We start from the raw sequence: 25,983 nt of genomic DNA on the forward strand, positions 1-25,983 counted from the left end.
TCAGTCGGCGCGAGGACGCTCCGGAGCATCTGCCGCATCCGGTGCGACGGGGCCGTCCTCCAGAGCCGCATCGACCACCGCATCCACGTCGGCCGGCGGGATGATGTCGATCGCCTCGGTCGCCGCTTCGTACACCTCGGCGAGCGAGTCGTCGACGGTCGACTCGTCGATCCAGTCGAGGTCGTCCTCGGAGTGGTCGTACTCGACCGCCACGAGAGCGAAGTCGTCGCCGTACTCCTCGAGCCCTGCCATGACGCTGTGCCGCACCGCGGCCTTGGCGTAGCGCTCGCGAAGGATCAGCGGATCACGCCGCAGGTCCTTCATGAAGGCGACCATCATGAACGCCATGATGATCGCGAACGGCAGCGCGGCGATGATGGTCACGTTCTGCAGAGACTTCAGCCCGCTCCCCTCCTCGCCGGTGACGAGCAGCACGGCGGCGATCACGCCGACGAGCGATCCCCAGACGATCGTCACCCAGCGGGTCGGCTCGGGTCGCCCCTGCTGCGACAGGGTGCCCATCACGAGGGACGACGAATCCGCACCGGTGATGAAGAAGATCGAGATGAGCAGGATGAGCAGCACGCTCGTGATCAGCGGGAACGGCAGGTTCTCCAGCACACCGAAGAGCACTTCCTCCGGGGGGTCCACCGTGAGCCCCGCTCCATCCATCTGCTGCTGGATGGCTGTCGAGCCGAAGATCGCGAACCAGACGAGGGAGATGGCCGAGGGGACGAGGATCACGACCGACACGAACTGACGGAGCGTCCGTCCGCGTGAGATCTTCGCGATGAACATGCCCACGAACGGAGACCATGAGATCCACCAGGCCCAGTAGAAGATGGTCCAGCTCGACAGGAAGGCCTGAGCTTCCTCACCCTGTGATGCCGAGCGTGCGATCATCTGCGGCAGATCGCCGACGAACTGCACCGCAATCGAGGGGATGATGTTCAGGATGAGCATCGTCGGGCCGACGAAGAACACGAAGAAGGCGAGCACGAGCGCCATCACCGCATTGATGTTCGACAGCGCACGGATGCCCTTGGAGACTCCCGAGACCGCCGACGCAATGAAGCACGCCGTGAGCAACGCGATGACAGCGATCAGCACACCGTTTCCGAGCTCGCCGATGCCACTGACCAGCTCGACGCCGTGCCCGATCTGCAGAGCGCCGAGACCGAGCGAGGCGGCGGTACCGAACAGCGTGACGATGATCGCGAACACGTCGATCGTGCGACCGAGAGGCCCGGCCGTGCGCCCCTCGCCGAGCAACGGCGCGAAGATCGAGGAGATGAGCGGGGTGCGACCGCGGCGGAACGCCCCATACGCGATGGCGCCGCCGACCAGGGCATAGAACGCCCATGCCTGCGGACCCCAGTGGTAGAGCACCTGCGCCTGAGCCGTGTGCATGGCCTCGAGGGTGTTCGCCTCGACGGTGCCGGGTGGCGGGCTCTCGAAGAACGTCAGCGGCTCAGCCGCGCCCCAGAAGACGAGTCCAATGCCCATGCCCGCGGCGAAGAGCATCGAGATCCAGGAGAACATCGAGAACTCGGGTTCTTCGTCGTCGCGGCCGAGGGGGATGCGACCGTATCGGCTGAAGCCGACGAAGAGCATGAACACCAACACGATCGTGGCGATGGTGGTGAAGAAGAAACCGAAGTACTCCACGACCCAGCCGAGAACCGCAGAGGTGGTGCCGGAGAGGTTGTCGCCGGCGAAGATGCCCCAGGCGATGAAGGAGACGACGAGGGTGACCGCGACTCCGAACACGAGCGGGTCGGTGCGGTAGGTGCGTCCGGTCTCCTCGACCGAGACGCCGGGCACGAGGGCCGGGTGCACACTGCGCGGGGGGACGGCGGCGATGTCGCGGACGATCTTCCTCGCCGTCGCGGTGGCCTTGGTCGGGAGGCGGTTCGCGCCTGTGCCGACGGCATCCGTGCGAGGACGCGGAGGTGTGTGTCCTGCGGAGCGATCGTCGGGCTTCTCGTCAGGGGTCTCCATGGCATCCCATCCTGTCATGCGAGCCGTGGGCCCGCGAAAGCGGAGGACCGGGACCATCGGCCCGATCCGCCGCGTATCGGGGAACGGCGCGGCGACCCGATGCCGTGTGGTGCGGGTTTCCCGAGCGCGCCGCGGTCAACGCGGGCCGCGGCGGCCGAACCCTGCGAACAGGGCGTGCAGCAGCGGAAGCGCCGAGGCGCAGATCAGCGTGATGCCCAAGGGCGCGATCGACGGGACCAGCAGCGCACCGCCGATGAGCAGGGCCGCGAACAGCACTCCCGAGGCGATGCGACGGGCGATGCCTTCGAGGCGATCGAGGCGACGTTCCAGACGCGAGGTGTCGAAGGAGATGTTGCCGTCGTCGATGCGGGTGATGATCCTGTCGATGCGGCCGGGCAGGCTCCAGGTCGTGCTCATCGTGTCCATCGCCTGACTCGCGAAGGCCTGCACGATGTTGCCGCTCTCGTCGCGCAGCAGGCGCCCGGCGTAGGGCTCGGCCGCGTCCCACACGTTGAAGGCCGGGTCGAGCCCGCTGCACATGCCCGAGGTGAGCGACACGGCACGGATGAGCAGCAGCATGTTCTCGGGCAGCTGGAGCGGGAGAGAGCGCACCATGTCGCCGAACTCCTCGGCGAAGTCGCGGAACTCGCGCGGATCGACCTTGCTCAGCTCGGCGAAGCCCATGCCGCCGAAGCGGGCGAACAACGCCGTCAGCGCACGTTCGAGCTCGGCGGTGTCGGCGGAGGGCAGCAGCACGCCGATCTCCTGCGCCGCCGCGACGAGGCCGCGGCTGTCGCGCCCGGCGACGGCGATCAGGAGCATGCGCAGCCCGTCGCGAAGACTCGCGGGGATCTCGGCCATCATCCCGAAGTCGATGAAGGTGAGCCGGAAGCCCCGATCAGAGCCCTGCTCGACCGCGCCCTCCGCAGAGGGCGACGGCGTGACGAAGATGTTGCCGGGGTGGGGGTCGGCGTGTACGAAGCTGTGCGTGAAGACCTGATCGAACATGACCTCGGCGAACACGGCGGCGACGTCGGACGGATCGATGCCGGCCGCGCGAAGAGCGTCGGTGTCGTTGATCTTGATGGCCGTGACGTCCGACAGCGTCAGCACCCGACGCGTCGAGCGCTCCCACACGATCTCGGGGGTGCCGACGCGAGGGTCGCCGGCGAAGTTCTCGCGGAACCGTTCGGCGCTGGCAGCCTCATGAAGGTAGTCGATCTCTTCCAGACTGGTCTCGGCAAACTCCTCCACGAGCGCCGGGGCGTCGACGCGGTCGGCGACCAGGCGCACACGGGTCAGCCACCGCGCGACGCGTCGAAGCGCCGCCAGGTCGACCGCGACGATCTCATCGATGCCCGGACGCTGCACCTTCACCACGACGCCGTCGAGGCCGGTGTCGGCGGCGTCGAGCTCCGAGAGACGGGCACGGTGCACCTGACCGAGGGACGCCGCAGCCACCGGCGTCTCGTCGAACCAGGCATACGCCTGCGCGAGCGGTCGGCCCAGCTCCGCCTCGGCAGCGCGGCGGATGTCGGCGAAGGGCACGGCAGGCACCTCGTCCTGCAGCCCCTCCAGCTCGGCGGTGATCTCCGGAGGCAGCACGTCCAGGCGCGACGACATGAACTGCCCGACCTTGATCATGAGACCGCCGAGCTCGATCGCGAGCGCGTGGAAGCGCCGTGCGAACTTCTGCATGCGCGGTCCACGCGTGCGCTCCGCGACAGCACTCATCCCGAACCGCGGGAGGACGAGCTCGAACCACCAGATCTTGACGAGTTCTCGCGCCGCGAATGAGAGGATGCGACGGTAGCGGGCACGATGGGCGCCCTGCGCCGCGGCATCCTTCATCGCGTCATCCTCTTTTCGCCGCTCCTCACCGGATGCCGCACTGCGCGATCAGTCCTGGGCGAGGATCGAGTACAGCCTACGGCGCGCCTCGTCGAGGATCTCGATGGTCGCCTGCACCTGCTCCGGGCTTCCGCTGCGACCGACCTGGGCGGCCGCCGCTGCGAGGTCTACGCCCGCCTTGGGCAGCGCGTGGAAGCGGGCGTTGTCGCGGTTCCCGTCCTTGCTGGAGGACGACTCCCACGGAGCCGGGGTCTCGGAGCTCTCGTCGGCGATCGCTCGCCCTGCTTCGGTGAGCGAGTAGGTCTTGCGGCCGTTCTGCTCCTCGGCCTCGATGAGTCCTTCATCGGCGAGCAGCTGCAGCGTCGGGTACACGGAGCCGGCACTCGGCTTCCAGGTGCCGCCACTGCGCTCGGCGATCTCGTTGATGATCTGGTAGCCGTGCATGGGCTTCTCGGCGAGGAGCGAGAGCACGGCCGTGCGGACGTCGCCGCGGGCCATGCGCGAGCCTCCGGAAGGGCGGGACTCGAAGGACTTGCGGAGCTGGTCCATCGCCTCGAAGATCGCGGAGGCCGGACCACCGGGGCCCGTTCCGAAGCCGGAGCCGCCGAAGAGTCCGCCGGGTCCGCCGTTGCTCCCTGAGCCGCCGTTGCCGCCGAACGGGTTGGAGGGGAATGCGTTGTTCATGATGACCTCCTGCTGTGGTGAACGATACTCAACGATATATCGTTCATGCTGTGTGTGGGGTGGGAGTCTCCGAGCCCGGAGTGCACACGCCCGGGCATCGCGCAAGCCCGGTGACGCACACAGGAAGTCGTGGTTAGCTCGGTGACTTGTCGACTTGGGGGAGTGAGACGTTTGTCACAGAGTGATCGACCGGAGAACAGCACCAGCACTGGAGACGCCATCCGCGTGAGCGTGGTCGTCCCGGTGTTCCGACCCGGACCCTCGTTCGACGACCTCATCGCTTCGCTCGATCGCCAGACCTTGGGCACCTCGGCCTTCGAGGTGCTCCTGTGCGACGACGGCTCCGGCGAGCCCACCGGCGCGCGCCTGGCGGCCATCGCCCGCGATCGACCCCACGTGCGCGTGCTCTCGCTGGAGCACTCCGGCTGGCCGGGTACGCCCCGCAACCACGGAGTCGATGCCGCCCGCGGAACCTACGTGCAGTTCGTCGACCAGGACGACTACCTGTTCGACGGTGCGCTCGAGAAGCTGTGCGACTACGCCGACCTGAACTCGTCCGACGTGATCGTGGGCAAGGAGGTCGGCATCGGTCGTCGCCTCCCGAGCCGGATCTTCAGCCACGACGTCCCTCGCGCGGTGCTCGGGACCGACCCCCTGCTGGAGATGCTCACACCGCACAAGATGTTCCGCACCTCGTTCCTCCGGGCCAACGGCATCCGTTTCCCCGAGGGCAAGGTGCGACTCGAGGATCATCTGTTCGTGATGCAGGCCTACTTCGCCGCATCGACGATCTCGATCCTGGCGAGCGAGCCCTGCTACGCCTGGGTGAAGGAGCCCGGCAGCGCGAGCTCGTCGCGCATCGACCCCGACACGTACTTCCCCCACCTGGAGACGGTGCTCGATCTCGTCGAGGCGCACACCGAACCCGGGAAGCTGCGTGACCGCCTGCTGCGGCACTGGTTCCGCGGGAAGATCCTGAAACGGCTCTCCGGACGACAGATGGTCCGGTATCCCGACGACTACCGCGACCGCCTCCTCGACGTCGTGACCCCGTTGGTGCAGGAGAAGTTCGGCCCGGGAGTCGATGCCGGCCTCGGCTTCCCCCACCGGATCCGCGCGGCCCTGCTCCGCGCCGGCCGTCGCGATGACCTGCTCGGCCTTGCGCGGTTCGAGGCCGAGACCGTGTGCCGGGCCGTCGTAACCGAAGCGCACTGGTCTCGTGGCGGCGGCCTTCACCTGACCCTCCGCGTGACCCTCACGAGAGACGGCCACGACGCCTTCGTCTTCGAGACGTCGCGCTCCGAGGTGACGTCCTCGGCGCCCACCGACGACGGCGGCTCAGATTCCGCACACCAGAACGCCGCGGCGAAGAGCGTCGGCGCGGCGGATGCCGGATCCACGCCCACGCGCTCGAAGAAGATCATCCGGCTCGTCTCCCTCCCCGTCTCCACGATCGAGGGTCTTCCGGACAACCTGCTGGTCGCCGGCCGAGAACTGCGAAACGACCGGGTCGACCTGTTCCTCCGAGATGGAGAGACCGGCGCCGAACGTCACATCGGCGGCCGGCACCCCCGCAATCTCGACGCCGCCCGCGTCGCGATCGATCCGTTGAAGGTGTTCGGCCCGAGCGACGAGTCGCGCGGAGGCGCCCTGACCGTGAAGGTCCGCCGCGCGGGGTGGACGTTCGAGACCCCGCTCGAGGCCACCCCCGCCGTGCTCGCCCGCGCCGGGCGGTCGCCTCTGCTCGCCGGACGCTCATGCGCTCTCGTGGCGACGGATGACGGCCGCGTCGAGCTCCGCCGCGAATGGCCGGGTGGACGCGTGAAGGACTTCGCCGGACGAACCGCCCGCAGACTCCGCGCTCTCCTGCGGAAGCGCTGAGACCCCTCCGCGGTCTCCATCCGAGGGGGTCTCGACGGTCGCCCGGAGTGATCCGACTTGCCAGATCGAACGAATATCGATAGATTTCCCATGTTCTTCGACGATAGGTCACTCCATGGGAAAACTGACGATCCTCGTGCTGCGCATCGTGATCGCTGTGGCGATGCTCGGCTCCGTGGCGGTGCAGGCCCTGATCGTCCCTCTGCTGTGGCTCGACCTCGGCGAGAACGAGCTGTGGGGCCGGATCTTCCTGGTCTCCCTCGTCGTCCTGGGTGTCGGCACACTCCAGGTCTTCGGCGTGTGCGTGTGGATGCTGCTGACCAGGGTGCGCGCCGGCTCGATCTTCTCGGAGTCCTCCTTCCGGTACGTCGACGTGATCATCGGAGCGATCCTGACGGCTGCGCTGCTCACCTGGATCCTGGCGGCCCTGCTCGCACAGGGATCGATCGCTCCCGGTGTCGTGGCGCTGATCGGGGGCGCAGGAGTGGTGCTCGCCGGAATGGCGCTGCTGGTCGTGGTGATGAAGGCGCTGCTGCGGCAGGCGATCGACCGCGAGGCAGAGGCGCGCTCGTGGCGCTCAGAGCTCGACAACGAGGTGATCTGATGCCCGTCGTGGTCGATATCGATGTGATGATGGCGCGGCGGAAGATGAGCGTCGGCGAAATCGCCGACAGGATCGGCATCACCCCGACCAACCTCGCCGTCTTGAAGAATGGTCGCGCGAAGGCCGTGCGGTTCACGACGCTCGACGCGCTGTGCGCCGTGCTCGAATGCCAGCCGGGCGACCTGTTGCGCTGGGAGCCCGATGGGGGCGCGGGCCGCGCAGACTGACATCACAGCGACGGCGCTCCAGCAGCCGTCAGCCGTCAGCCGTCAGCCGTCGACCGCGATCGCCACCGCCCTCACCACAGAGCTGCGCCCGCGACGGCGCGCATCGCTGGAGTGATCGATGCGAATGCTCCGGGCGACGAGAGGGCGCACAGGCTCTCGACCACCCGCCGCACCGCATATCGATCTCCGGATCCGCGCTCCGCGTCGCCCTCCCGTTGCGATCGCAGTGACCACTCGGAGAACCTCCCACCGTGGCCTCGCCCCTCGTCGACCGCAGCCTCACCGCGCGTGACGGTTTCGGGAAGCTCGTCGAACGCCATGACCGACCCGTCGGCGACGGCCAGCAGCGCGAGGGTGACGGCGCGCAGCTGCCCATGCGGGAACAGCCGCTCCTTGCCGTGCGCTCTCACGACGCCGACGACCCGGAGGAAGCCGCGCGCTTCACCGTTCGCCAGCGCGTGCCCGAGGTGCGTGACCACGATGCGACCGCGCAGCCTGCGCACCGCCTTCGTCTGCCGTGCCAGCAATGCCAGGGCATCGACGGGGTCTGGCACGTCGGACGCCTCCGCGTCGTGCCACCCGAGGTCTTCGACGGCCTCGGCGACGGCCGCGCGGGGCAGCCACCCGGCTACCGGGTCCTGCTCGACGCCGTCAGGGCCGATCCGCGCAACGAGACCCCGCAGACCTGCGGTCGCCGATTCCACGGTCGCCGAGTCCGCGGCCACCTGGCCGGGCGGAGCGGCGTCGATGAGCCCCGTGCCTTCGAGGTGTGCGAGAAGCGCCAGTCGACGGACGGGCGTCAACGACTCGCACAGCGTCACCAGCGAGGAGGAGGCGCGCAGGCCGTCGCCCCGCTCACTCGCAGCGATCGGGTCGAGTCGCGGCTGCACCAGTCCGAAGCGCTGCGCGAGTTCGAACGCCACATGCTCCGCCCGGAACGGTGGTCGCTGCACCTGCCAGCCCGCGGCCTCCGTCTGCTCTTCCGCCTGCACGCGACCCGCATCGACGACGGTGACGCGCGGCTCCCCCATCGTGGTCTCGAACGGTCCGCTGATCGTCACGTCGACCACGTCAGCGACGCCGGGGATCGACACCCGCTGCGTGTTGCCCCTCCAGGACACGAGATCGATGAGGGGCGAGTGGTCGGGCCCGTCTTCAGAGTCGGGCGTCTCGGGCTCGAGCCCGAGGCTCAGCCGGTAGGCCTCCACGATCCAATAGGAGGGCGCGTCGCGCGGCACACCGATGACCCGGGTGAGGTCAGGCCGATCGGTCACCGACATCTCGACGTGAAGAGCCCAGGTGACGTGGACGTGCTCGGAGAGGTTCATCCGCGCAACGCTAGACCTCTCCCGGCCCTGCTCCCCGCCACGAAAGCACGAACTGTCGAGAACTTTTCGAACCTTCTGGTCGTGCAGGAAGACTCGGAGCATGCACCGGTCCTCCGGCGGACGCCGGGAGGCCCTGCGGTGCGAGAGGACACGGCCTCGCCTCACCACAGGGCCCCACCTCTGCATGTCAGCGCAGCACGAACTCCACCGTCGTGACATTGCCGGCGACGTCGTAGACGAGAAGCGTGTTCTCGCCCTTCACCCCGCCGAAGGTCCCCGGCTTCACGAAGTTGAGGTCGGACCAGGCGTTGTTCGTCAGATCCTTCTCGACGCCGTTGAGCGCGATCCGGTCGACCTTGCCGGCATCGTTGAGCTTGAAGCTGACCTTGTCATATCCCGCTGCATCGCCGACCGTGAACGAGCCGCCGGTCTTCACGGTCACCGTGGGGGGCTGTGGCGTCGACGACGACATCGAAGGTCGAGGTCTTCGAGATGTTGCCGGTCGCATCGACCCGGATGTCGATGGACTTCGAGGGGCCGGCCGACGCCGGACTGACGAGCGTGACCTGCGGGCGCGTGGTGTCCGGCACCTCGCCGGCGACGAATGCGACCGAGGTCTTCTCGGAGCGGTTGCCGTACATGTCGACCGCGGTGACCTCGGCGATGTAGCTCGTCCCCTTCGTGAGGGTGAGGAGCGGAGCATCGGCCTGTCGGCCGTTGCGGATGGCGAGCGGGATCTCGAGCACGCTCGGGCGCGGCGCGATCTGGAAGTCGGCGAGCACCTTCGCCCCGGCCCTGATCGGCAGCGCCTCGGCGCCCGTGACCGCGTCGCGGACCCGCACGTCGTAGCCGTACACCGCTTCGTCATCGGTCGCGGCGGGAACACGGAGCACATCGGCCCCGTTCGTCACGATGTGCTCGGGTGCTCCCTGCTGCACCGGAGCGACCGCATCGCGCGCGGCGGCCGTGTAGTCGAAGTTCGCGCGCACCTCTTCGGCGGTGCTGCCGTCGAGGCGGACGGTCCACGTCGGCCCTGCGAGCGTCCCCGCGCTGGCGAACGGGTAGCCGGACTGGTAGCCCCACGCGCCGTTCGTGTAGGTGCGTTCGTCTTCGGCGGCGAAGTTGATCCGGTCGATCTCGGTGCGGTCTGAGTAGACCTCGACGTAGAGGGCCTGCGCGGTGGGGATCGTGAACTCGCCCCAGAGCGCATCGCCGTAGATCTGGTACGCATCGTGGGGAGTCTCGGTGTACGACATGGATCCGTCGTTCACAGCCGTGAAGGCCCCCTGCCAGATGGAGCGCTCGTCGTTCAGGTGCAGGTGCGAATGGCCGGGGAGAAGTAGACGGCCTGCGGGTACCCGGAGAGGTCGCTCGTGAGCGCGGCGTTCGAGGCCTGGGCCCCGTCGTAGACCGTGTTGGCGGTCGGTCGGTGGCCGACGACGAAGATCGGCGTGTTGAGAGCGCCCGACTCGGCCGAGAGGGCGGCGAGACGACCCTGCAGCCACGTGCGCTGCGCGCCCGAGTACCGCTCGGTGTCGATCACGAGGAAGGTCTGACCGTCGATCGTCTTCTCGTAGTAGCCGCCGGACGCGTTGGGGAACCAGTCGCCGTAGTACTTGGCCATGTCGGCGTTGCCCACGTCGTGGTTGCCGTGGGACATCAGGATCGGAGTGTCGTCGAGTCCGAGGCGATCGATGTTCTCGTCGAAGATCGTCTTCACGACCTGGTGGTCGGGCGCGGTGTTGTTGTTGTCGTCGTTGATCTGGTCGCCGTTGGAGATGATCAGGTCGGGATCGGGGTTGATCGAGGCCAGGGTGTCGAAGTGGCTGCTCCAGATGCCCCGGTTCTTGTCGTCGAGGGACGACGTGTGCACGTCGCTCATCACGAAGAACGACAGCTGCGGCTCCTCCTCCGCCTTGATGATGTAGCCCTCGATCTCGGCGGGCGATGTGACACCACCCTTGATCGAGACCGCAGCGAGGTTCGACGTCTCCTCGATGACGAGCGGCTTCTTGTAGATCGGGCTCTTCGCGGTCGGCGTCGAGCCGTCGAGTGTGTACCTGATCTCGGCGCCCTGCGGCGCGGTGAGCGCGACGGTGGCCGACTCGGTGAACCGGCCGCCCTCCTGACTGAACGTCGGTGCGGCCAGTCCGTCAGCGGCGTTCGCCGCGAGGGGGAACGCGACGGCTGCGGCGACGGCCGCGAGCGTGCACACTCCTGCGATCCGTCTCTTCACTTGATCCTCTTCCACGTGTATATCTACGACGCACCGAACCGGCGCTGAGATCGACGCTAGGGAGCCGTTCGAGACAGAGAACAGCGAAAGCAGGAACGTTAGGTAAACAACTTGGCCAAGAGGGCCGGGGATGTCGCCGGAAGAAGTAAATACAAGATCACGAAGGCCCTCAACGTCCCGCGAGCAGCTCCTCGAGGCGCGCGGCCTCTTCTCGCGGCATGGAGTACCCGTGCTCGATCGCCGGGTAGGCACCGGAGCGCACCTCGGCCGCATACGCCTCGACACCCGCGATCGCCGCTGCGCGCAGGTCGGCGTAGCGCTTGACGAACTTGGCGGCTCCGCCGTCGTAGAGCCCGAGCAGATCGTGGAACACGAGCACCTGTCCGTCGGTATCCGCGCCGGCTCCGATGCCGATCACCGGGATGTCGAGCAGCGGCACGAGGGCGGCCGTCACCTCGGCGGGCACCGCCTCGACCACGAGCATCGAGCACCCGGCATCCTGCAACGCCAGCGCATCGTCGATCACGGCGAGCGCGGCCTGGGCGGTGCGCCCCTGCGCGCGGTAGCCTCCGAGCACGACGGCCGTCTGCGGGGTGAGCCCGACGTGCCCGACGACGGGGATGCCCGCCTGCACGAGCGCTCGCGCGCGGTGGACGGTGGTGCCGCCGCGCTCGATCTTCACCAGGTCGCAGCCGGCTTCCTTCACGAAGCGCTGCGCGGTCGCGATGGCCACCTCGTCGGAGGCTTCGTACGAGCCGAACGGCAGGTCGCCGACGAGCAACGGGGCCGCGAGTCCGCGTCGAACAGCCTTGGTCAGCATGAGCATCTCGTCGATCGTGACCGGCACCGTGCTGTCGTAGCCGAGCACGGTCATCGCGGCCGAGTCACCCACGAGGACGACATCGACGCCCGCGGCCTCCGCGATCTGCGCGCTCGGATGGTCGTACGCGGTCACCATGACGATCGGCTCTCCAGCCGCCTTCTTCGCGGCGAGGCCGGCGAGTGTGACCCGCGTGCGGGGAGAAGCATGAGCGCTCATGCGCCGGCCTCCGTCTCTCTGCCGTTCGAAGCTTCCGCCACGCGCAGGACGTGGTTGTCGATCAGTCGTGCGGCCCCGACGTGCGCGGCGACGGCGAGCAGGGCGTCGCGGTCGACCCGTGCGAGGGGGCGTAGTGTCTCGGCGTCGCGAAGCTCGAGGTATTCGGGGTCGATCCCGGCGTCGCCGAGCACGTCGCGCGCGGCGGAGAGGATGCTCCCGGCGGCGGCGTCACCCGCCTCGAACACCGCGGCGCCCGCGTCGAGGGCACGGTTGAGCGCGGTCGCCTGCACACGGGCGGCGGGGTCGAGGTACACGTTGCGCGAGCTCATGGCGAGCCCGTCGGCTTCCCGCACGATCGGGCAGGCGACGATCCGCACGTCGAGGTCGAGGTCCCGCACGACACGGCGGACCACGAGCACCTGCTGCGCGTCCTTCTGCCCGAAGTAGGCGGTGTCGGGCCGGACGATGCCGAACAGCTTCGTGACGACCGTGGCGACCCCGTCGAAGTGGTGCGCCCCACGGCTCGCACCGTCGAGCACGTCGGTGAGGCCCGCGACGTGGATGTTCGTCGCGAAACCCTCGGGGTAGATCTCCGACGGTGCGGGAGCGAAGAGGATGTCGACGCCTGCAGCTTCCGCGAGCGCGGCATCGCGTGCCTCATCGCGCGGGTAGGCGCTGAGGTCTTCGTTCGCGCCGAACTGGGTCGGATTGATGAAGAGCGAGACGACGACCAGGTCGGATACCGCGCGCGCGGCCCGCATCAGCGACAGGTGCCCGTCGTGGAAGGCGCCCATCGTGGGCACGAGACCGATCGTCGAGCCCCCGACCCTCGCTTCGCGGATAGCGGCTCTGACCTCGGGGATCGTGCGGAGGATTCTCATGTGGAGGGCTCCTCGGTTGCAGGGGCGGGGCGGGCGGCGATCGTGCGCGTGACGGCGGCGAGGGCGTCGAACAGGTCGGACAGCTCGAGCTCCGCCGCGGCGGCACGTTGGCGCGCGACGGTCGCCTCATCGCCCCGGGCGATGGGTCCGGTCAGAACCGCAGGAGCACCACTCGCCTCCCAGTTCTCGACCGTCCGCCGCACGAGCGGTGCCAGGAGCGCCCGCGCGTCGTCGCCGGGAACACTCGCGGCGGAGGCGAGCCTCTCCGCGGAGTCGAGGACGGTGAGGAGGAAGTTCGAGGCGAAGGATGCGGCGGCGTGGTAGCTCGCACGGTTAGCGTCGTCGACCGGGAACGGACGAGCGCCGAGGGCGATGGCGAGCTGTTCCGCGACCTCGCGCGCTGCGGACGTACGGCCGGCGACAGCGGCGCCGATGCCGTGGAACACCTCAGCCGGCTCCGTGCCGGTGAAGGTCTGCAACGGGTGGAGGCTGAAATCCACGTCGTCGAGAGGGGTCGCACCGGAGACGTGTCCGAGCACACCGGCATGCGGGCGAGCCGCGAGGGCGGTCTCGGCAATCGCGGCATCCGGCACGCAGAGCACGACGATGTCCGCATCCGGAATTTGCTCCGCGCGGCCGAAAGGGCCGAACACGTCGAACCGCGCCGCGCGCAGCGCCCGCGCGAGTACGCGTCCGAGACGCCCGGCGCCGACGATGGCGATGGTCGTTCCTGGTGCGAGAGAAGAGGGTGTCTGCATGGGATGCCCCGGGTCCGGATCACGCGGTTCGGGTGCCAGAAGTATCCGCCCTTCTCGGCGCCTGCTCCAAATCCGAGAGCATATGACGAAACTGAATGGGCACAATATTTCTCATTATGATCTGTGAACCCTCAATCCACTTGTCATATTGGCTTCGGCGCGGAGCGATCGGCTGAGCGCCCCGTGGCCTCAGCCGATCGCTCGCCCGTCCTTCCAGACCGCCCGCACGAGCGGAACGCCGGGTCGATAGGCGAGGTGGATGCGGGTCGGCGCGTCGAGCAGCACGAGGTCGGCTCTGGCGCCGGGTGCGATCACGCCCACGTCGTCGCGGCGGAGCGCCTTCGCGCCCCCGGCGGTCGCCGCCCAGACCGCCTCGGCCGGAGTCATCCCCATGTCGCGCACGGCCACGGCGATGCAGAACGGCATCGACGAGGTGAAGCTCGACCCCGGGTTCGTGTCGCAGGCGAGGGCCACGGTCACTCCCGCGTCGATGAGGCGGCGGGCGTCGGGATACGGCTGCCGCGTCGAGAACTCGACCCCCGGCAGCAGCGTGAGCACGGTGTCGGAGCCGGCGAGCGCGTCGATGTCGGCATCCGTCAGGTAGGTGCCGTGGTCGATGGATGCCGCACCGAGCTCGACCGCCAGACGCACACCCTCCCCCGGACCGAGCTGGCTCGCATGCACCCGAGGCACGAGGCCGCGCGTGATCCCGGCTTCCAGCACCCGGCGTGACTGCGCCACCGTGAAGGCGCCGGTCTCGCAGAACACGTCGACCCACTTCGCGTGCGGTGCGCAGGCATCGAGCATGGGCCCGGTGACCAGATCGACGTACTCGTCCGGCCGGTCGGCATACTCGGCGGGCACGACGTGCGCTCCGAGGAAGGTCACCTCGGGTGTCACCTCTGCGGCCAGGCGCACGAGGCGCTCCTCGTCGGCGACGCTCAGCCCGTAGCCGCTCTTGATCTCGACGGTCGTCGTGCCCTGCGCGAGCATCTCGTCGAGGAAGCCGCGAAGGCGTGCGCGCAGCTCGTCATCAGTGGCGGCCCGGGTCGCGGCGACGGTCGAGCGGATGCCGCCGGCGGCGTACTTCTGGCCTGCCATGCGGGCCTCGAACTCGGCCGCGCGGTCGCCCGCGAAGACCAGGTGGCTGTGACTGTCGACGAACCCGGGGATCACCGCACGCCCACCGGCGTCGACGACCTCAGCGGCCTCCGGTGCGTCCGCGGCGGCGCCCACCCAGGCGATCCGCTCGCCCTCGATCAGCACCGCGGCATCGAGAACGGTCCCGGTGCGATCGCCGCCGGTGGAGACGTTGGTGGTCAGTTCCGCGATGTTCGTGATGAGCGTCGACATGCCCTCACCCTCTCAGAGCATCGGCACGTTGAGGCCGCGCTCGCGCGCCACCTCACGGGCGTGCTCGTATCCGGCGTCGACGTGCCGCATCACTCCGGTGCCCGGATCGTTCGTCAGCACGCGCTCGAGCTTCTCTGCCGCGAGGGCGCTGCCGTCGGCGACCGTGACCTGACCGGCGTGGATGGAGCGACCGATGCCGACGCCGCCGCCATGGTGCAGCGACACCCAGGAGGCGCCGGATGCCGTGTTGAGCAGGGCGTTCAGCAGGGGCCAGTCGGCGATCGCGTCGGAGCCGTCCTTCATGGCCTCGGTCTCGCGGTACGGCGATGCCACTGAGCCTGCGTCGAGGTGGTCGCGACCGATCACGATCGGGGCCGACAGCTCGCCCGAGGCGACCATCTCGTTGAACTTGAGCCCGGCGAGGTGGCGCTCCTTGTAGCCGAGCCAGCAGATTCGGGCGGGCAGACCCTCGAAGTGCACCTTCTCCCCGGCCTTCTCGAGCCAGCGGTGCAGGGCGGCATCCTCGGGGAAGAGCTCGGCGATGGCCCGGTCGGTCTTGTAGATGTCTTCCGGGTCGCCGGAGAGGGCAGCCCAGCGGAACGGTCCGCGTCCTTCCTCGAACTGCGGGCGGATGTACGCCGGCACGAACCCGGGGAACTCGAACGCCCGGTCGAACCCACCCAGCTGCGCTTCGGCCCTGATCGAGTTGCCGTAGTCGAACACCGCGGCCCCCGCATCCTGGAAGGCCACCATCGCCGCGACGTGTGCGGCCATCGATTCGCGCGAGCGGCGCGTGAACTCCTCCGGGTCGCGCGCGGCCTCGGCCTTCCAGTCCGCGACCGTGATGCCGAGCGGCAGGTAGGCGAGCGGGTCGTGGGCGCTGGTCTGATCGGTCACGATGTCGATCGGCACGCCGCGGCGCCGCAGCTCGGGGAAGACCTCGGCCGCGTTGCCGACCACACCGACCGAGAGGGCTTCGCCCGCCTCCTTGGCGGCGACGACCCGGGCGACGGCCGCATCGAGGTCGGTCGTGTACTCGTCGAGGTAACCGTGCTCCACGCGACGGGCGAGACGCGACTCATCCACATCGACGATCAGCACCGCTCCGTCGTTCAGAGTCACGGCGAGCGGCTGAGCGCCGCCCATGCCACCGGCTCCACCGGTGAGGGTGAGGGTGCCGCGGAGCGAGTCGCGGCCGAGCGAGCGGGCGACGGCCGCGAACGTCTCGTACGTGCCCTGCAGGATCCCCTGCGTGCCGATGTAGATCCAGGATCCGGCGGTCATCTGCCCGTACATGATGAGGCCGAGCTCTTCGAGCTTGCGGAACTCGGGCCAGTTCGCCCAGTCCCCCACCAGGTTGGAGTTGGCGATCAGCACACGCGGCGCCCACTCGTGGGTGCGGAAGACGCCGACCGGCTTGCCCGACTGCACCAGCAGGGTCTCATCCGGTTCGAGCTCGTCGAGAGTGCGCACGATCGCGTCGTACGCCTCCCAGCTGCGCGCGGCCTTGCCGGTGCCGCCGTAGACGACCAGGTCTTCGGGGTGCTCGGCGACCTCGGGATCGAGGTTGTTCATCAGCATGCGCTTGGCGGCTTCGGCGCCCCAGCTCTTCGCGGTGCGCTGGTTGCCGCGGGCGGCGCGGACGACGCGGGGCCCGGATACGGGGGACTCAGCCATGGGTGTGCTCCTTTGCGATGCGGGCGACGGCGCCCGACTGGACGAGTGCGGTGACGGCTTCCATCTCGGGCGAGAGGAAGCGGTCGGGGCCGGGACCGGCGGCGACGGTGCGCACCAGGTCGCGCACGGCGCCGGTCGCGGGTCCGGCCTGCAGCGGGGCGCGCAGGTCGAGGGCGCGGGCACCGGTGAGGATCTCGATCGCGAGCACGCGTCCGAGTCCGTCGATCGCGCGTCGCAGCTTGCGCGCGGCGGCCCACCCCATCGACACGTGGTCTTCCTGCATGGCGGACGACGGGATCGAGTCGACGGATGCCGGCACCGCGAGGCGCTTGAGCTCGGAGACGATTCCGGCGGCCGCGTACTGCGCGATCATGAGACCGGAGTCGACGCCCACCTCATCGGCCAGGAACGGCGGGAGACCGTGGCTGCGGGCCGGATCCAGCGCGCGGTCCGTACGACGCTCGGAGACCGAGGCGACGTCGGCGACCGAGATCGCGAGGAAGTCGAGGACGGCCGCGACGGGAGCGCCGTGGAAGTTGCCGTTGGACTCGATGCGGCCGTCGAGGGTGATGACGGGGTTGTCGATCACGCTGGCGAGCTCGCGCCCGGCGATCAACGCCGCATGGGCGAGGGTGTCGCGCGCGGCGCCGTGCACCTGGGGCGAGCAGCGCAGCGAGTAGGCATCCTGCACGCGGCCGTCGTCCGGTCCCTTGTGGCTCGCGACCATGGGGGAGTCGCCGAGGAACGCGCGCAGGTTCGCCGCCGACGCGGACTGTCCCGTCTGGGCGCGCAGCGCCATCAGATCGGCGGCGAACACGGCGTCGGTGCCGAGCTGCGATTCGACCGACATCGCCGCGGCGATGTCGGCGGTGAGCAGAAGGGTCTCCAGGTCGTGGAGTGCGAGCACCAGCATGCCGAGCATGCCGTCGGTGCCGTTGATGAGTGCCAGCCCCTCCTTCTCGACGAGGGTGAGCGGCTCGATGCCCGCGGCGGCGAGGGCGTCGGATGCGGGAACCAGGGCGCCGGAGGCATCGCGCACGTCGCCTTCGCCCATTGTGGCCAGGGCGATGTGGGCGAGAGGCGCGAGGTCGCCCGAGCAGCCGAGCGAGCCGTACTCGCGCACCACGGGCGTGATGCCGGAGTTGAGCAGGGCCGCGTAGGTCTCGACGACGACCGGGCGGACACCCGTGCGCCCGGAGGCGAGCGTCTGCAGGCGCAGGAGCTGAAGACCGCGGACGACCTCGCGCTCGACCTCGGCGCCCGTTCCGGCGGCGTGCGAGCGGATCAGGCTGGCCTGCAGCTGCAGGCGGCGGTCGGGAGCGATGAACGTGGTCGCGAGGGCCCCGAAGCCGGTGGAGACGCCGTAGTGCGGGTTCGGATCAGCCGCGAGGCCGTCGATCACGCGGCGGGTGTCGGCGACGCGTGCGAGCGCCTCCGCGTCGATCTGCACGGGCGCATCGTGGCGGACGACGGCGACGACAGCGGCGGGAGACAGCGGAGCCGCTCCGACCAGCACGGGGGCAAGTTCGGTCATGTTCTGATTCCACACCCGCGGTGTCGACGGGGATACCCGTTCGTGCGATGCTGTGTCTGTGATCCCAGACAGGAGTGCGGCCTCTCGCGCAACCGAACCGCAGGTCCCGGCGGCCGAGAACACCCTCCGCATCCTCAGCTACCTCGCCGGACGCCCGGCTCCTGTGGCGGCATCTGCGATCGCGCGCGAGCTCGACCTGCCGCGCTCCACGGTCTATCACCTCCTCACCACGCTGGCCGCGCACGGCTTCGTGCTTCATCTCCGTGAGGAGCAGAGATGGGGTCTGGGCACCTCGGCGTTCGAGCTGGCCGGCGGCTACACCCGCCAGCAGCCGCTCGCCCGGCTCGGCCGACCGCTGATCGCCGCGCTTTCCGACCGCCTGGGCGAGAGCGCCCACCTCGCCGTGATGAGCGGTGGCGACGTGCTCTACATCGTCGAGGAGCGCGCACCCCGCCGCCCCGCCCTCGTGACGGATGTCGGCGTACGCCTTCCTGCGCACCTCACCGCGAGCGGGCGGGCGATGCTGGCCGCCCTGCCCCGCGAACAGGTGCGCGCGCTGTATCCGAGCGCGTCGGCGTTCCCCGACCGCACAGGGCTGGGGCCGCGTCGCCCCGCAGAGCTGCGCGAGCTCCTGCGGGAAGTACGAGCACGCGGCTATGCGGTCGAGGACAGCGAGGTGGCAGACGGGCTCCGATCGGTCGGAGCCGTCGTGCGCGACCACACCGGCTGGCCGATCGCCGCGGTGGCTGTCACGTGGGGCGGCGAAGGACATGATGAGCGGACGCTCGCGGATGCCGTCATCGACACCGCGGGTGTTCTGGAGTCGCGGGTCAAACGGTGAGCGGACGTGTCGCAGGCTTGCGACAACTCCGCGACAGTATCGCCACACCGGCTGGATACGCTCTATCCATGACCACCGCCGCACGCACCGCCTCGTCTGCCTCCCGCCGTCGCCGCCAGGGCGTCGCACTCGGACTCCTGGCCTCCCTCGTCGTCACCGGCTGTGCCGCGACGCCGCCGAGCACCCCGAAGCCGAGCGGCGCCCCGACGTCGCCCGATGCCCCGACTTCCGCCGTCGCCACGGTTCCCGGGTACGACGTGGGCCAGTTCCCGCCCGTGCCGCTGTTCGTGCTCCCCGACCTGTCACTGCTGGACTCGTCGGCATCCGCCTTCGCGATCGAGGTCAACGATGCGCTCGCTGACATCCCCGGGGTCACGGCGACACCGGCGCACTGCGATGCCACCGGGAATGTGATCTCCGGCAACGGCACCGCGTTGCTGTACGGCGACGGATCCGGCACCTTCACGGGGCCGGACGGAATCGTGCAGAACTTCGGCGACGGGTCGGGTACCTCCACGATCAACGGCGTCACGATCCAGAACTTCGGCGACGGGTCGGGCAACTACACCGACGGCGCGGTCACGATCCAGAACTTCGGCGACGGCTCCGGCAACTACACCGATGCGACCAAGACCGTGCAGATCTTCGGCGACGGTTCCGGCAACTACACCGACGGCGACGTGAGCATCCAGAACTTCGGCGACGGGTCGGGCACCTACGAGGCCGGGGCCGTGACCATCCAGAACTTCGGCGACGGATCGGGCAACTACACCAGCCGCGACATCACCATCCAGAACTTCGGCGACGGCACGGCACAGGTGAACGGCGAGCGGGTGAAGGCCGAGCCGTTGCCGGTCGTCCCCACGCTCGGGGTGTTCCCGCCGCTGGGCACGCTCGCCCCGTTGGAGTCCTGCGGCACGACCCTCACATTCGAGGACGGGGTGCTGTTCGATTTCGACAAGAGCGACATCCGCGCCGATGCGGCCACCACGCTGGATGCCGTGGCCGACGCGCTCACCGCGCTCGAGGTCGCGCAGGCCTCGGTGTCGGGCCACACGGACGCCATCGGATCGGATGCCGAGAACCAGACGCTGTCGGAGGATCGCGCGGATGCGGTGGTCGATGGCCTCCAGGACCGCGGGGTCGGCACGGCGCTCACCGCCGAAGGCTTCGGGGAGTCCCGGCCTGTCGCCGCGAACGAGATCGACGGGGTCGACAACCCCGCGGGGCGCCAGCTCAACCGACGCGTCGAGATCTTCATCCCGGCGACCTTCTGACACGAGAAGATGGATGCCATGCGCGCTGCACGCCGACACATCGCCGCGATCACTCCCGTGGTGATCGCGGCGCTGCTGCTCACCGGATGCACGGTCCGCATCATCGATCCCTCCGCAGACGAGGTCCGCTCGCCTGCGCCGCAGGAGGCCGGCCCCGCCCCGCAGGATGAGACCACGCCGCGCGCGACCTCGTCACCGGACGAGGGGACAGAGGCGGCACCACCAGCGCTCTCCGCACCGAACGCGGCCGAACGCGAGCGGCTGATCGCTGCGGCCACGATCACGATGACCTGCCCGAGCGGGCCGCTGGACCACGACGGTGCCGTGGTGCGCGTCGAGGGGTCGTGCGCGAGTCTGGTGATCGACATCGATGCGGGCGTCGTGATCGCCGACGACGTCGATGAGCTCCTGCTCCGCGGCTCCGGCACCGTCGTCTATGCCGGGACGATAGGCACGGCGACCGTGTCGGGGAGCGCCAACGAGGTGTACTGGACCGGGCCGACACCGACGCTGGAAGACGACGGCAGCGCGAACTCCCTCGGGCGGGGCTGATGATCACCGAACAGACCGAGCGCCCCCGGATCCTGCTCGTCGACGACGACGAGGCGATCACCGGGGCGCTGGCCGCGTTCCTGGGAAGGAGCGGCTTCGACGTGCGCGTCGCCGAAGACGGGCGCGCAGGTCTGGCCGAGGTGGAGCGCGAGGTGCCCGACCTGGTGGTGTGCGATGTGATCATGCCCCACGTCGACGGACGCGAGTTCGTCCGTCGCATCCGGGGCCGGCAGCTCTGGCTCCCCATCCTCCTGCTCACCCAGGTCGGCGAGTCGTGGGAGCGCAGCGCGGCTCTCGACGAGGGCGCGGACGACTACCTGAACAAGCCCTTCGATCCGCACGAGCTGATCTCGCGCATCCGCGCCGTGCTGCGTCGAAGCTCGCAGGGCGCCGGTGCCCTCCGGGGCTCGCAACGGCTGCAGGCCCTGGACATCACGCTGGATCGCACCGCGCGTCGCGTGTGGCGGGGCGACACCGAACTCACCCTCACCCCGAAAGCACTCACGCTGCTCGAGTACCTGATGCTGCATCCGCAGGAGGTGCACACGCGAGAGCGGCTGCTGTCGGCGCTGTGGGGCTTCGACTTCGCCTCGTCGAGCCGCGCTGTCGACCACCGCATCGCCGAGCTGCGCCGGGTGCTCGGCGACTCCGCAGGAGACGCGCGCCTCATCGAGACCGCGCAGAGCATGGGTTACCTGTTCGTTCCGCGGGTGGTGGGCGCATGACCGACCGCAGGGGCGTGGCACTCGGGGTGGCCTCGGCCGTGCCCGTCGGGGTGTGCGCCCTCGCCGCGGGGGTGATGGCTGCAGCCGGCGACCAGCGCCTTCTCGCGATCGACCTCGCGCTGCCCGGTGCCGTGGTGATCGCGGGTGCCCTCGTCTCCGCCGTTCCGGCGATCATGCTGGTCTTTCATGGCACGCGGCGTCGTGAGCGCACCAGGATGCAGAAGACCGTGGCCGATGCCGCCGCGCAGGCGGCACAGACCGAGCACGCGAATCACCAACGGTTCCTTGCGCGGCTCGATCATGAGCTGAAGAACCCGTTGACCGCGATCCGGGCGACGGCGGCCGCAGCTGCGGTGGAGGATGGATCCTCACTCGACGAGTGGCGGGTGGTGGACACTCAGGCGACGAAGCTGAGCGCTCTGGTGCGGGACCTGCGCAAACTGGCGGAGCTGGAGACGCGCCCCTTGGAGCTCGAGATGGTCGATCTCGAGCAGGTCCTCAGCGAGGCGGTGGCGGCGTTGGCTACCCAGAACCCTGCGGCAGGCGCACGGATGTCGTTGACGGTCACCCGAGTGCCGTGGCCCGTACCACCGCTGCGTGCAGACCTCGACCTGCTGTCGCTTGCGATCGACAACGTGCTGTCCAACGCTGCCAAGTACTCGGCGCAGGGTCCGATCGAGGTGCGGCTGCGTGAACAAGACGGCTGGGCTGTCATCGACGTCGCGGATGCTGGCCGGGGAATCCCTGCGGGAGACCTGCCGACGGTCTTCGATGAGCTCGCGCGGGCCCAGAATGCACGAGACGTCACGGGTTCAGGCATCGGGCTCACGCTCGTCGCCACGGTGATGCGGCATCACGGCGGGGATGTGTCGATCCGCTCCGCCGAGGGCGCCGGCACCGTTCTCACGCTGCGCCTTCCGATCCGCCGTTGAGCTGAACGCTCCCTCGACGTGCGACGTTAACGAAGAAGAGCCACCCCTTGCGGGATGGCTCTTGCTTCTGTTTCGTACGCACTCGCGTGTAAACGCAAAATGGCCACCCAACGATGGGTGGCCATTTTGACTAAAAGGAGTCCGGCGGTGTCCTACTCTCCCACAGGGTCCCCCCTGCAGTACCATCGGCGCTGTGAGGCTTAGCTTCCGGGTTCGGAATGTAACCGGGCGTTTCCCTCACGCTATGGCCGCCGAAACACTATTGATGTTTCAATCAAACACATAACAAAGTCATTGTTGTTATGCGGTTCTCGACCGTACATCGAGAACCACTCAGTGGACGCGTAGCACCAACAAACGGTGTGTTATCAAGTCATCGGCTTATTAGTACCAGTCAGCTGCATGCATTACTGCACTTCCACATCTGGCCTATCAACCCAGTAGTCTGGCTGGGAGCCTCTCACCCGAAGGTATGGAAATCTCATCTTGAGGCCGGCTTCCCGCTTAGATGCTTTCAGCGGTTATCCATCCCGAACGTAGCTAATCAGCGGTGCTCCTGGCGGAACAACTGACACACCAGAGGTTCGTCCAACCCGGTCCTCTCGTACTAGGGTCAGATCCTCTCAAATTTCCTACGCGCGCAGCGGATAGGGACCGAACTGTCTCACGACGTTCTAAACCCAGCTCGCGTACCGCTTTAATGGGCGAACAGCCCAACCCTTGGGACCTACTCCAGCCCCAGGATGCGACGAGCCGACATCGAGGTGCCAAACCATGCCGTCGATATGGACTCTTGGGCAAGATCAGCCTGTTATCCCCGAGGTACCTTTTATCCGTTGAGCGACAGCGCTTCCACAAGCCACTGCCGGATCACTAGTCCCGACTTTCGTCCCTGCTCGACCTGTCAGTCTCACAGTCAAGCTCCCTTGTGCACTTACACTCGACACCTGATTGCCAACCAGGTTGAGGGAACCTTTGGGCGCCTCCGTTACTTTTTGGGAGGCAACCGCCCCAGTTAAACTACCCACCAGGCACTGTCCCTGAACCGGATTACGGTTCGAAGTTAGATATCCAGAGTGACCAGAGTGGTATTTCAACAACGACTCCACACGAACTGGCGTCCATGCTTCAAAGTCTCCCACCTATCCTACACAAGCCACACCGAACACCAATACCAAGCTGTAGTAAAGGTCACGGGGTCTTTCCGTCCTGCTGCGCGTAACGAGCATCTTTACTCGTAATGCAATTTCGCCGAGTTCGCGGTTGAGACAGTTGGGAAGTCGTTACGCCATTCGTGCAGGTCGGAACTTACCCGACAAGGAATTTCGCTACCTTAGGATGGTTATAGTTACCACCGCCGTTTACTGGGGCTTAAATTCTCAGCTTCGCCTTGCGGCTAACCGGTCCTCTTAACCTTCCAGCACCGGGCAGGCGTCAGTCCGTATACATCGTCTTGCGACTTGGCACGGACCTGTGTTTTTAGTAAACAGTCGCTACCCACTAGTCTCTGCGGCCTCCAAACGCTTTCGGGAGTAAATCCCTATACGCCGAAGGCCCCCCTTCTCCCGAAGTTACGGGGGCATTTTGCCGAGTTCCTTAACCACGATTCTCTCGATCTCCTTGGTATTCTCTACCTGACCACCTGAGTCGGTTTGGGGTACGGGCGGCTAGAACCTCGCGTCGATGCTTTTCTTGGCAGCATAGGATCACCCACTTTTTATCCGCATCGTGTCTCAGCCTATGTGAATCGCGGATTTGCCTACGACTCGGCCTACGCACTTGCACCAGGACAACCATCGCCTGGCTTGGGCTACCTTCCTGCGTCACACCTGTTAATACGCTAACCGCACCAGAATGGGGTCGTGCGCTAGGCCCAGAGCGTCACCCCGAAGGGATCAGTCACTGGGATTCAGACACTTAGCACTACTGGATTAGCTTGGGCGGTTCTTCGCCGGTACGGGAATATCAACCCGTTGTCCATCGACTACGCCTGTCGGCCTCGCCTTAGGTCCCGACTTACCCAGGGAAGATTAGCTTGACCCTGGAACCCTTGGTCTTTCGGAGGACGTGTTTCTCACACGTCATTCGCTACTCATGCCTGCATTCTCACTCGTGTAGCCTCCACGGCTGGTTTACACCGCCGCTTCGCTGGCCACACGACGCTCTCCTACCCATCAACACGGCTGGACCACGAAGGCCTACCAATAATGTCAATGCCACAACTTCGGTGGCGTGCTTGAGCCCCGTTACATTGTCGGCGCGGAATCACTTGACCAGTGAGCTATTACGCACTCTTTCAAGGGTGGCTGCTTCTAAGCCAACCTCCTGGTTGTCAAGGCAACTCCACATCCTTTCCCACTTAGCACGCGCTTTGGGACCTTAGTTGGTGGTCTGGGTTGTTTCCCTCTCGACTATGAAGCTTATCCCCCACAGTCTCACTGCTGCGCTCTCACTTACCGGCATTCGGAGTTTGGCTGACGTCAGTAACCTTGTAGGGCCCATCGGCCATCCAGTAGCTCTACCTCCGGCAAGAAACACGCAACGCTGCACCTAAATGCATTTCGGAGAGAACCAGCTATCACGAAGTTTGATTGGCCTTTCACCCCTATCCACAGCTCATCCCCTCAGTTTTCAACCTAAGTGGGTTCGGTCCTCCACGACGTCTTACCGTCGCTTCAACCTGGCCATGGATAGATCACTTCGCTTCGGGTCTAGGACATGCGACTGAATCGCCCTATTCAGACTCGCTTTCGCTACGGCTACCCCACACGGGTTAACCTCGCCACATATCGCTAACTCGCAGGCTCATTCTTCAAAAGGCACGCTGTCACCCCTACTAAGGAGGCTCCAACGGTTTGTAAGCAAACGGTTTCAGGTACTATTTCACTCCCCTCCCGGGGTACTTTTCACCTTTCCCTCACGGTACTTGTCCGCTATCGGTCATCTGGGAGTATTTAGGCTTATCAGGTGGTCCTGACAGATTCACACGGGATTTCACGGGCCCCGTGCTACTTGGGATACTCTTCGCGCCAAGAGAGGCATTTCGACTACGGGGTTGGCACCCTCTATGACCGGCCTTTCAAGACCGTTCGTCTATACCTTCTTGTAACGCCGCCATCTCGGCAGAGATGACTGAAAAGTCCCACAACCCCCAACGTGCAACGCCTGCCGGCTATCACACACGCTAGGTTTAGCCTGTTCCGGTTTCGCTCGCCACTACTAACGGAATCGCGGTTGCTTTCTCTTCCTGTGGGTACTGAGATGTTTCACTTCCCCACGTTCCCTCTACCCGCCCTATATATTCAGGCGGGAGTCACTAGGTCGGCACGCCGCCCAGCGGGGTTTCCCCATTCGGACACCCTCGGATCAAAACTTGCTTATCAGTTCCCCGAGGCTTATCGCAGATTGCTACGTCCTTCTTCGGCTCCAGATGCCAAGGCATCCACCGTTTGCTCTTAAAGACTTGAAATCACATGAGTTTGAATCAGAATCGACTCCAGACTCGAAAGCCTGGAATGAAATTGACTAATGATCTTTAAGATCATCTTGTGCAACCGATCCGAAGATCAGCTGCAAGATGCTCGCGTCCACTGTGTAGTTCT

The 25,983-nt window shown here is 67.2% G+C and carries 21 protein-coding genes and 2 rRNA genes; 8 read left to right on the forward strand and 15 right to left on the reverse strand.

Annotation, left to right across the window (positions count from 1 at the left end; genetic code table 11):
- The 3 genes from KY497_RS02430 to KY497_RS02440 form a co-directional block, all read right to left on the reverse strand.
- Window positions 1-2,001, reverse strand: a complete 2,001-nt coding sequence (locus KY497_RS02430; RefSeq protein WP_151486718.1) for a BCCT family transporter — start codon at window positions 1,999-2,001, stop codon at window positions 1-3.
- A gap of 135 nt (window positions 2,002-2,136) precedes the next feature.
- Entirely contained in the window at window positions 2,137-3,852 is a 1,716-nt protein-coding gene (locus KY497_RS02435) for an AarF/ABC1/UbiB kinase family protein (RefSeq protein WP_219869733.1), read from the reverse strand.
- A 48-nt stretch (window positions 3,853-3,900) separates the two neighbouring features.
- Window positions 3,901-4,536 (reverse strand): PadR family transcriptional regulator, encoded by a 636-nt coding sequence (locus tag KY497_RS02440; RefSeq protein ID WP_141387299.1) that lies wholly within the window; start codon window positions 4,534-4,536, stop codon window positions 3,901-3,903.
- Window positions 4,537-4,761: 225 nt separating this feature from the next.
- On the opposite strand from KY497_RS02440, the gene KY497_RS02445 reads away from it, so the two are divergent.
- The 3 genes from KY497_RS02445 (at window position 4,762) to KY497_RS02455 (ending at window position 7,248) form a co-directional block, all read left to right on the forward strand.
- Complete coding sequence (locus tag KY497_RS02445) at window positions 4,762-6,417, forward strand: glycosyltransferase family A protein (RefSeq protein ID WP_219869734.1); 1,656 nt, start codon at window positions 4,762-4,764, stop codon at window positions 6,415-6,417.
- A gap of 115 nt (window positions 6,418-6,532) precedes the next feature.
- Window positions 6,533-7,021 carry a DUF2975 domain-containing protein gene (locus KY497_RS02450; protein ID WP_055869207.1) on the forward strand — a complete coding sequence of 163 codons (489 nt, stop codon included), beginning with the start codon at window positions 6,533-6,535 and terminating at the stop codon, window positions 7,019-7,021.
- Window positions 7,021-7,248, forward strand: a complete 228-nt coding sequence (locus tag KY497_RS02455) for a helix-turn-helix transcriptional regulator (protein WP_219869735.1) — start codon at window positions 7,021-7,023, stop codon at window positions 7,246-7,248. The genes KY497_RS02450 and KY497_RS02455 overlap by 1 nt, the downstream gene beginning before the upstream one ends.
- Window positions 7,249-7,319: 71 nt before the next feature.
- Here the strand turns inward: KY497_RS02455 and KY497_RS02460 are convergent, their stop codons facing one another.
- The 10 genes from KY497_RS02460 to hutH all read right to left on the reverse strand — a co-directional run bounded on the left by KY497_RS02460 (window position 7,320) and on the right by hutH (window position 18,054).
- Window positions 7,320-8,576 carry a hypothetical protein gene (locus KY497_RS02460; RefSeq protein WP_219869736.1) on the reverse strand — a complete coding sequence of 419 codons (1,257 nt, stop codon included), beginning with the start codon at window positions 8,574-8,576 and terminating at the stop codon, window positions 7,320-7,322.
- 187 nt (window positions 8,577-8,763) lie between these two features.
- Window positions 8,764-9,018 carry a hypothetical protein gene (locus tag KY497_RS02465; protein ID WP_219869737.1) on the reverse strand — a complete coding sequence of 85 codons (255 nt, stop codon included), beginning with the start codon at window positions 9,016-9,018 and terminating at the stop codon, window positions 8,764-8,766.
- Window positions 8,966-9,832 carry a hypothetical protein gene (locus KY497_RS02470; RefSeq protein WP_219869738.1) on the reverse strand — a complete coding sequence of 289 codons (867 nt, stop codon included), beginning with the start codon at window positions 9,830-9,832 and terminating at the stop codon, window positions 8,966-8,968. Before KY497_RS02470 ends, KY497_RS02465 begins: the two co-directional genes overlap by 53 nt.
- A gap of 53 nt (window positions 9,833-9,885) precedes the next feature.
- Window positions 9,886-10,812: a chitobiase/beta-hexosaminidase C-terminal domain-containing protein gene (locus KY497_RS02475; protein WP_219869739.1), complete on the reverse strand. Its 927-nt coding sequence runs from the start codon at window positions 10,810-10,812 to the stop codon at window positions 9,886-9,888.
- A 169-nt stretch (window positions 10,813-10,981) separates the two neighbouring features.
- A complete protein-coding gene (gene panB / locus KY497_RS02480) occupies window positions 10,982-11,851 on the reverse strand; it encodes a 3-methyl-2-oxobutanoate hydroxymethyltransferase (protein ID WP_219869740.1) in 870 nt (289 codons plus the stop codon).
- Entirely contained in the window at window positions 11,848-12,732 is an 885-nt protein-coding gene (gene panC, locus KY497_RS02485; RefSeq protein WP_141387311.1) for a pantoate--beta-alanine ligase, read from the reverse strand. The genes panB and panC overlap by 4 nt, the downstream gene beginning before the upstream one ends.
- The gene (locus tag KY497_RS02490; protein ID WP_219869741.1) at window positions 12,729-13,490 is read right to left on the reverse strand and encodes a Rossmann-like and DUF2520 domain-containing protein; all 762 of its coding nucleotides are present in this window, start codon (window positions 13,488-13,490) and stop codon (window positions 12,729-12,731) included. The genes panC and KY497_RS02490 overlap by 4 nt, the downstream gene beginning before the upstream one ends.
- Window positions 13,491-13,679: 189 nt before the next feature.
- Window positions 13,680-14,843, reverse strand: coding sequence for an imidazolonepropionase (hutI, locus tag KY497_RS02495; protein ID WP_219869742.1), 1,164 nt, complete (start codon window positions 14,841-14,843; stop codon window positions 13,680-13,682).
- A 12-nt stretch (window positions 14,844-14,855) separates the two neighbouring features.
- Window positions 14,856-16,520 carry a urocanate hydratase gene (hutU, locus tag KY497_RS02500; protein ID WP_055869199.1) on the reverse strand — a complete coding sequence of 555 codons (1,665 nt, stop codon included), beginning with the start codon at window positions 16,518-16,520 and terminating at the stop codon, window positions 14,856-14,858.
- Complete coding sequence (hutH, locus tag KY497_RS02505) at window positions 16,513-18,054, reverse strand: histidine ammonia-lyase (protein WP_219869743.1); 1,542 nt, start codon at window positions 18,052-18,054, stop codon at window positions 16,513-16,515. Before hutH ends, hutU begins: the two co-directional genes overlap by 8 nt.
- A gap of 58 nt (window positions 18,055-18,112) precedes the next feature.
- Here hutH and KY497_RS02510 point away from each other — a divergent pair, with 58 nt between their 5' ends.
- The 5 genes from KY497_RS02510 (at window position 18,113) to KY497_RS02530 (ending at window position 22,381) form a co-directional block, all read left to right on the forward strand.
- Window positions 18,113-18,895 (forward strand): IclR family transcriptional regulator, encoded by a 783-nt coding sequence (locus KY497_RS02510; RefSeq protein WP_219869744.1) that lies wholly within the window; start codon window positions 18,113-18,115, stop codon window positions 18,893-18,895.
- Between the two features lie 68 nt (window positions 18,896-18,963).
- Window positions 18,964-20,172, forward strand: coding sequence for an OmpA family protein (locus tag KY497_RS02515; RefSeq protein WP_219869745.1), 1,209 nt, complete (start codon window positions 18,964-18,966; stop codon window positions 20,170-20,172).
- Between the two features lie 18 nt (window positions 20,173-20,190).
- Entirely contained in the window at window positions 20,191-20,724 is a 534-nt protein-coding gene (locus KY497_RS02520) for a DUF3060 domain-containing protein (protein WP_219869746.1), read from the forward strand.
- Complete coding sequence (locus tag KY497_RS02525; RefSeq protein ID WP_219869747.1) at window positions 20,724-21,449, forward strand: response regulator transcription factor; 726 nt, start codon at window positions 20,724-20,726, stop codon at window positions 21,447-21,449. The genes KY497_RS02520 and KY497_RS02525 overlap by 1 nt, the downstream gene beginning before the upstream one ends.
- Window positions 21,446-22,381 (forward strand): sensor histidine kinase KdpD, encoded by a 936-nt coding sequence (locus tag KY497_RS02530; RefSeq protein WP_219869748.1) that lies wholly within the window; start codon window positions 21,446-21,448, stop codon window positions 22,379-22,381. Before KY497_RS02525 ends, KY497_RS02530 begins: the two co-directional genes overlap by 4 nt.
- A 139-nt stretch (window positions 22,382-22,520) precedes the next feature.
- Here the strand turns inward: KY497_RS02530 and rrf are convergent.
- Together rrf and KY497_RS02540 are read right to left on the reverse strand one after the other, a co-directional pair.
- Window positions 22,521-22,637: ribosomal RNA gene (gene rrf / locus KY497_RS02535) — 5S ribosomal RNA — on the reverse strand.
- 108 nt (window positions 22,638-22,745) lie between these two features.
- Window positions 22,746-25,850, reverse strand: a 23S ribosomal RNA gene (locus KY497_RS02540).
- Window positions 25,851-25,983 lie beyond the last annotated feature (133 nt).

Source organism: Microbacterium sp. PAMC22086, assembly GCF_019443525.1.
Lineage (GTDB): Bacteria > Actinomycetota > Actinomycetes > Actinomycetales > Microbacteriaceae > Microbacterium > Microbacterium maritypicum.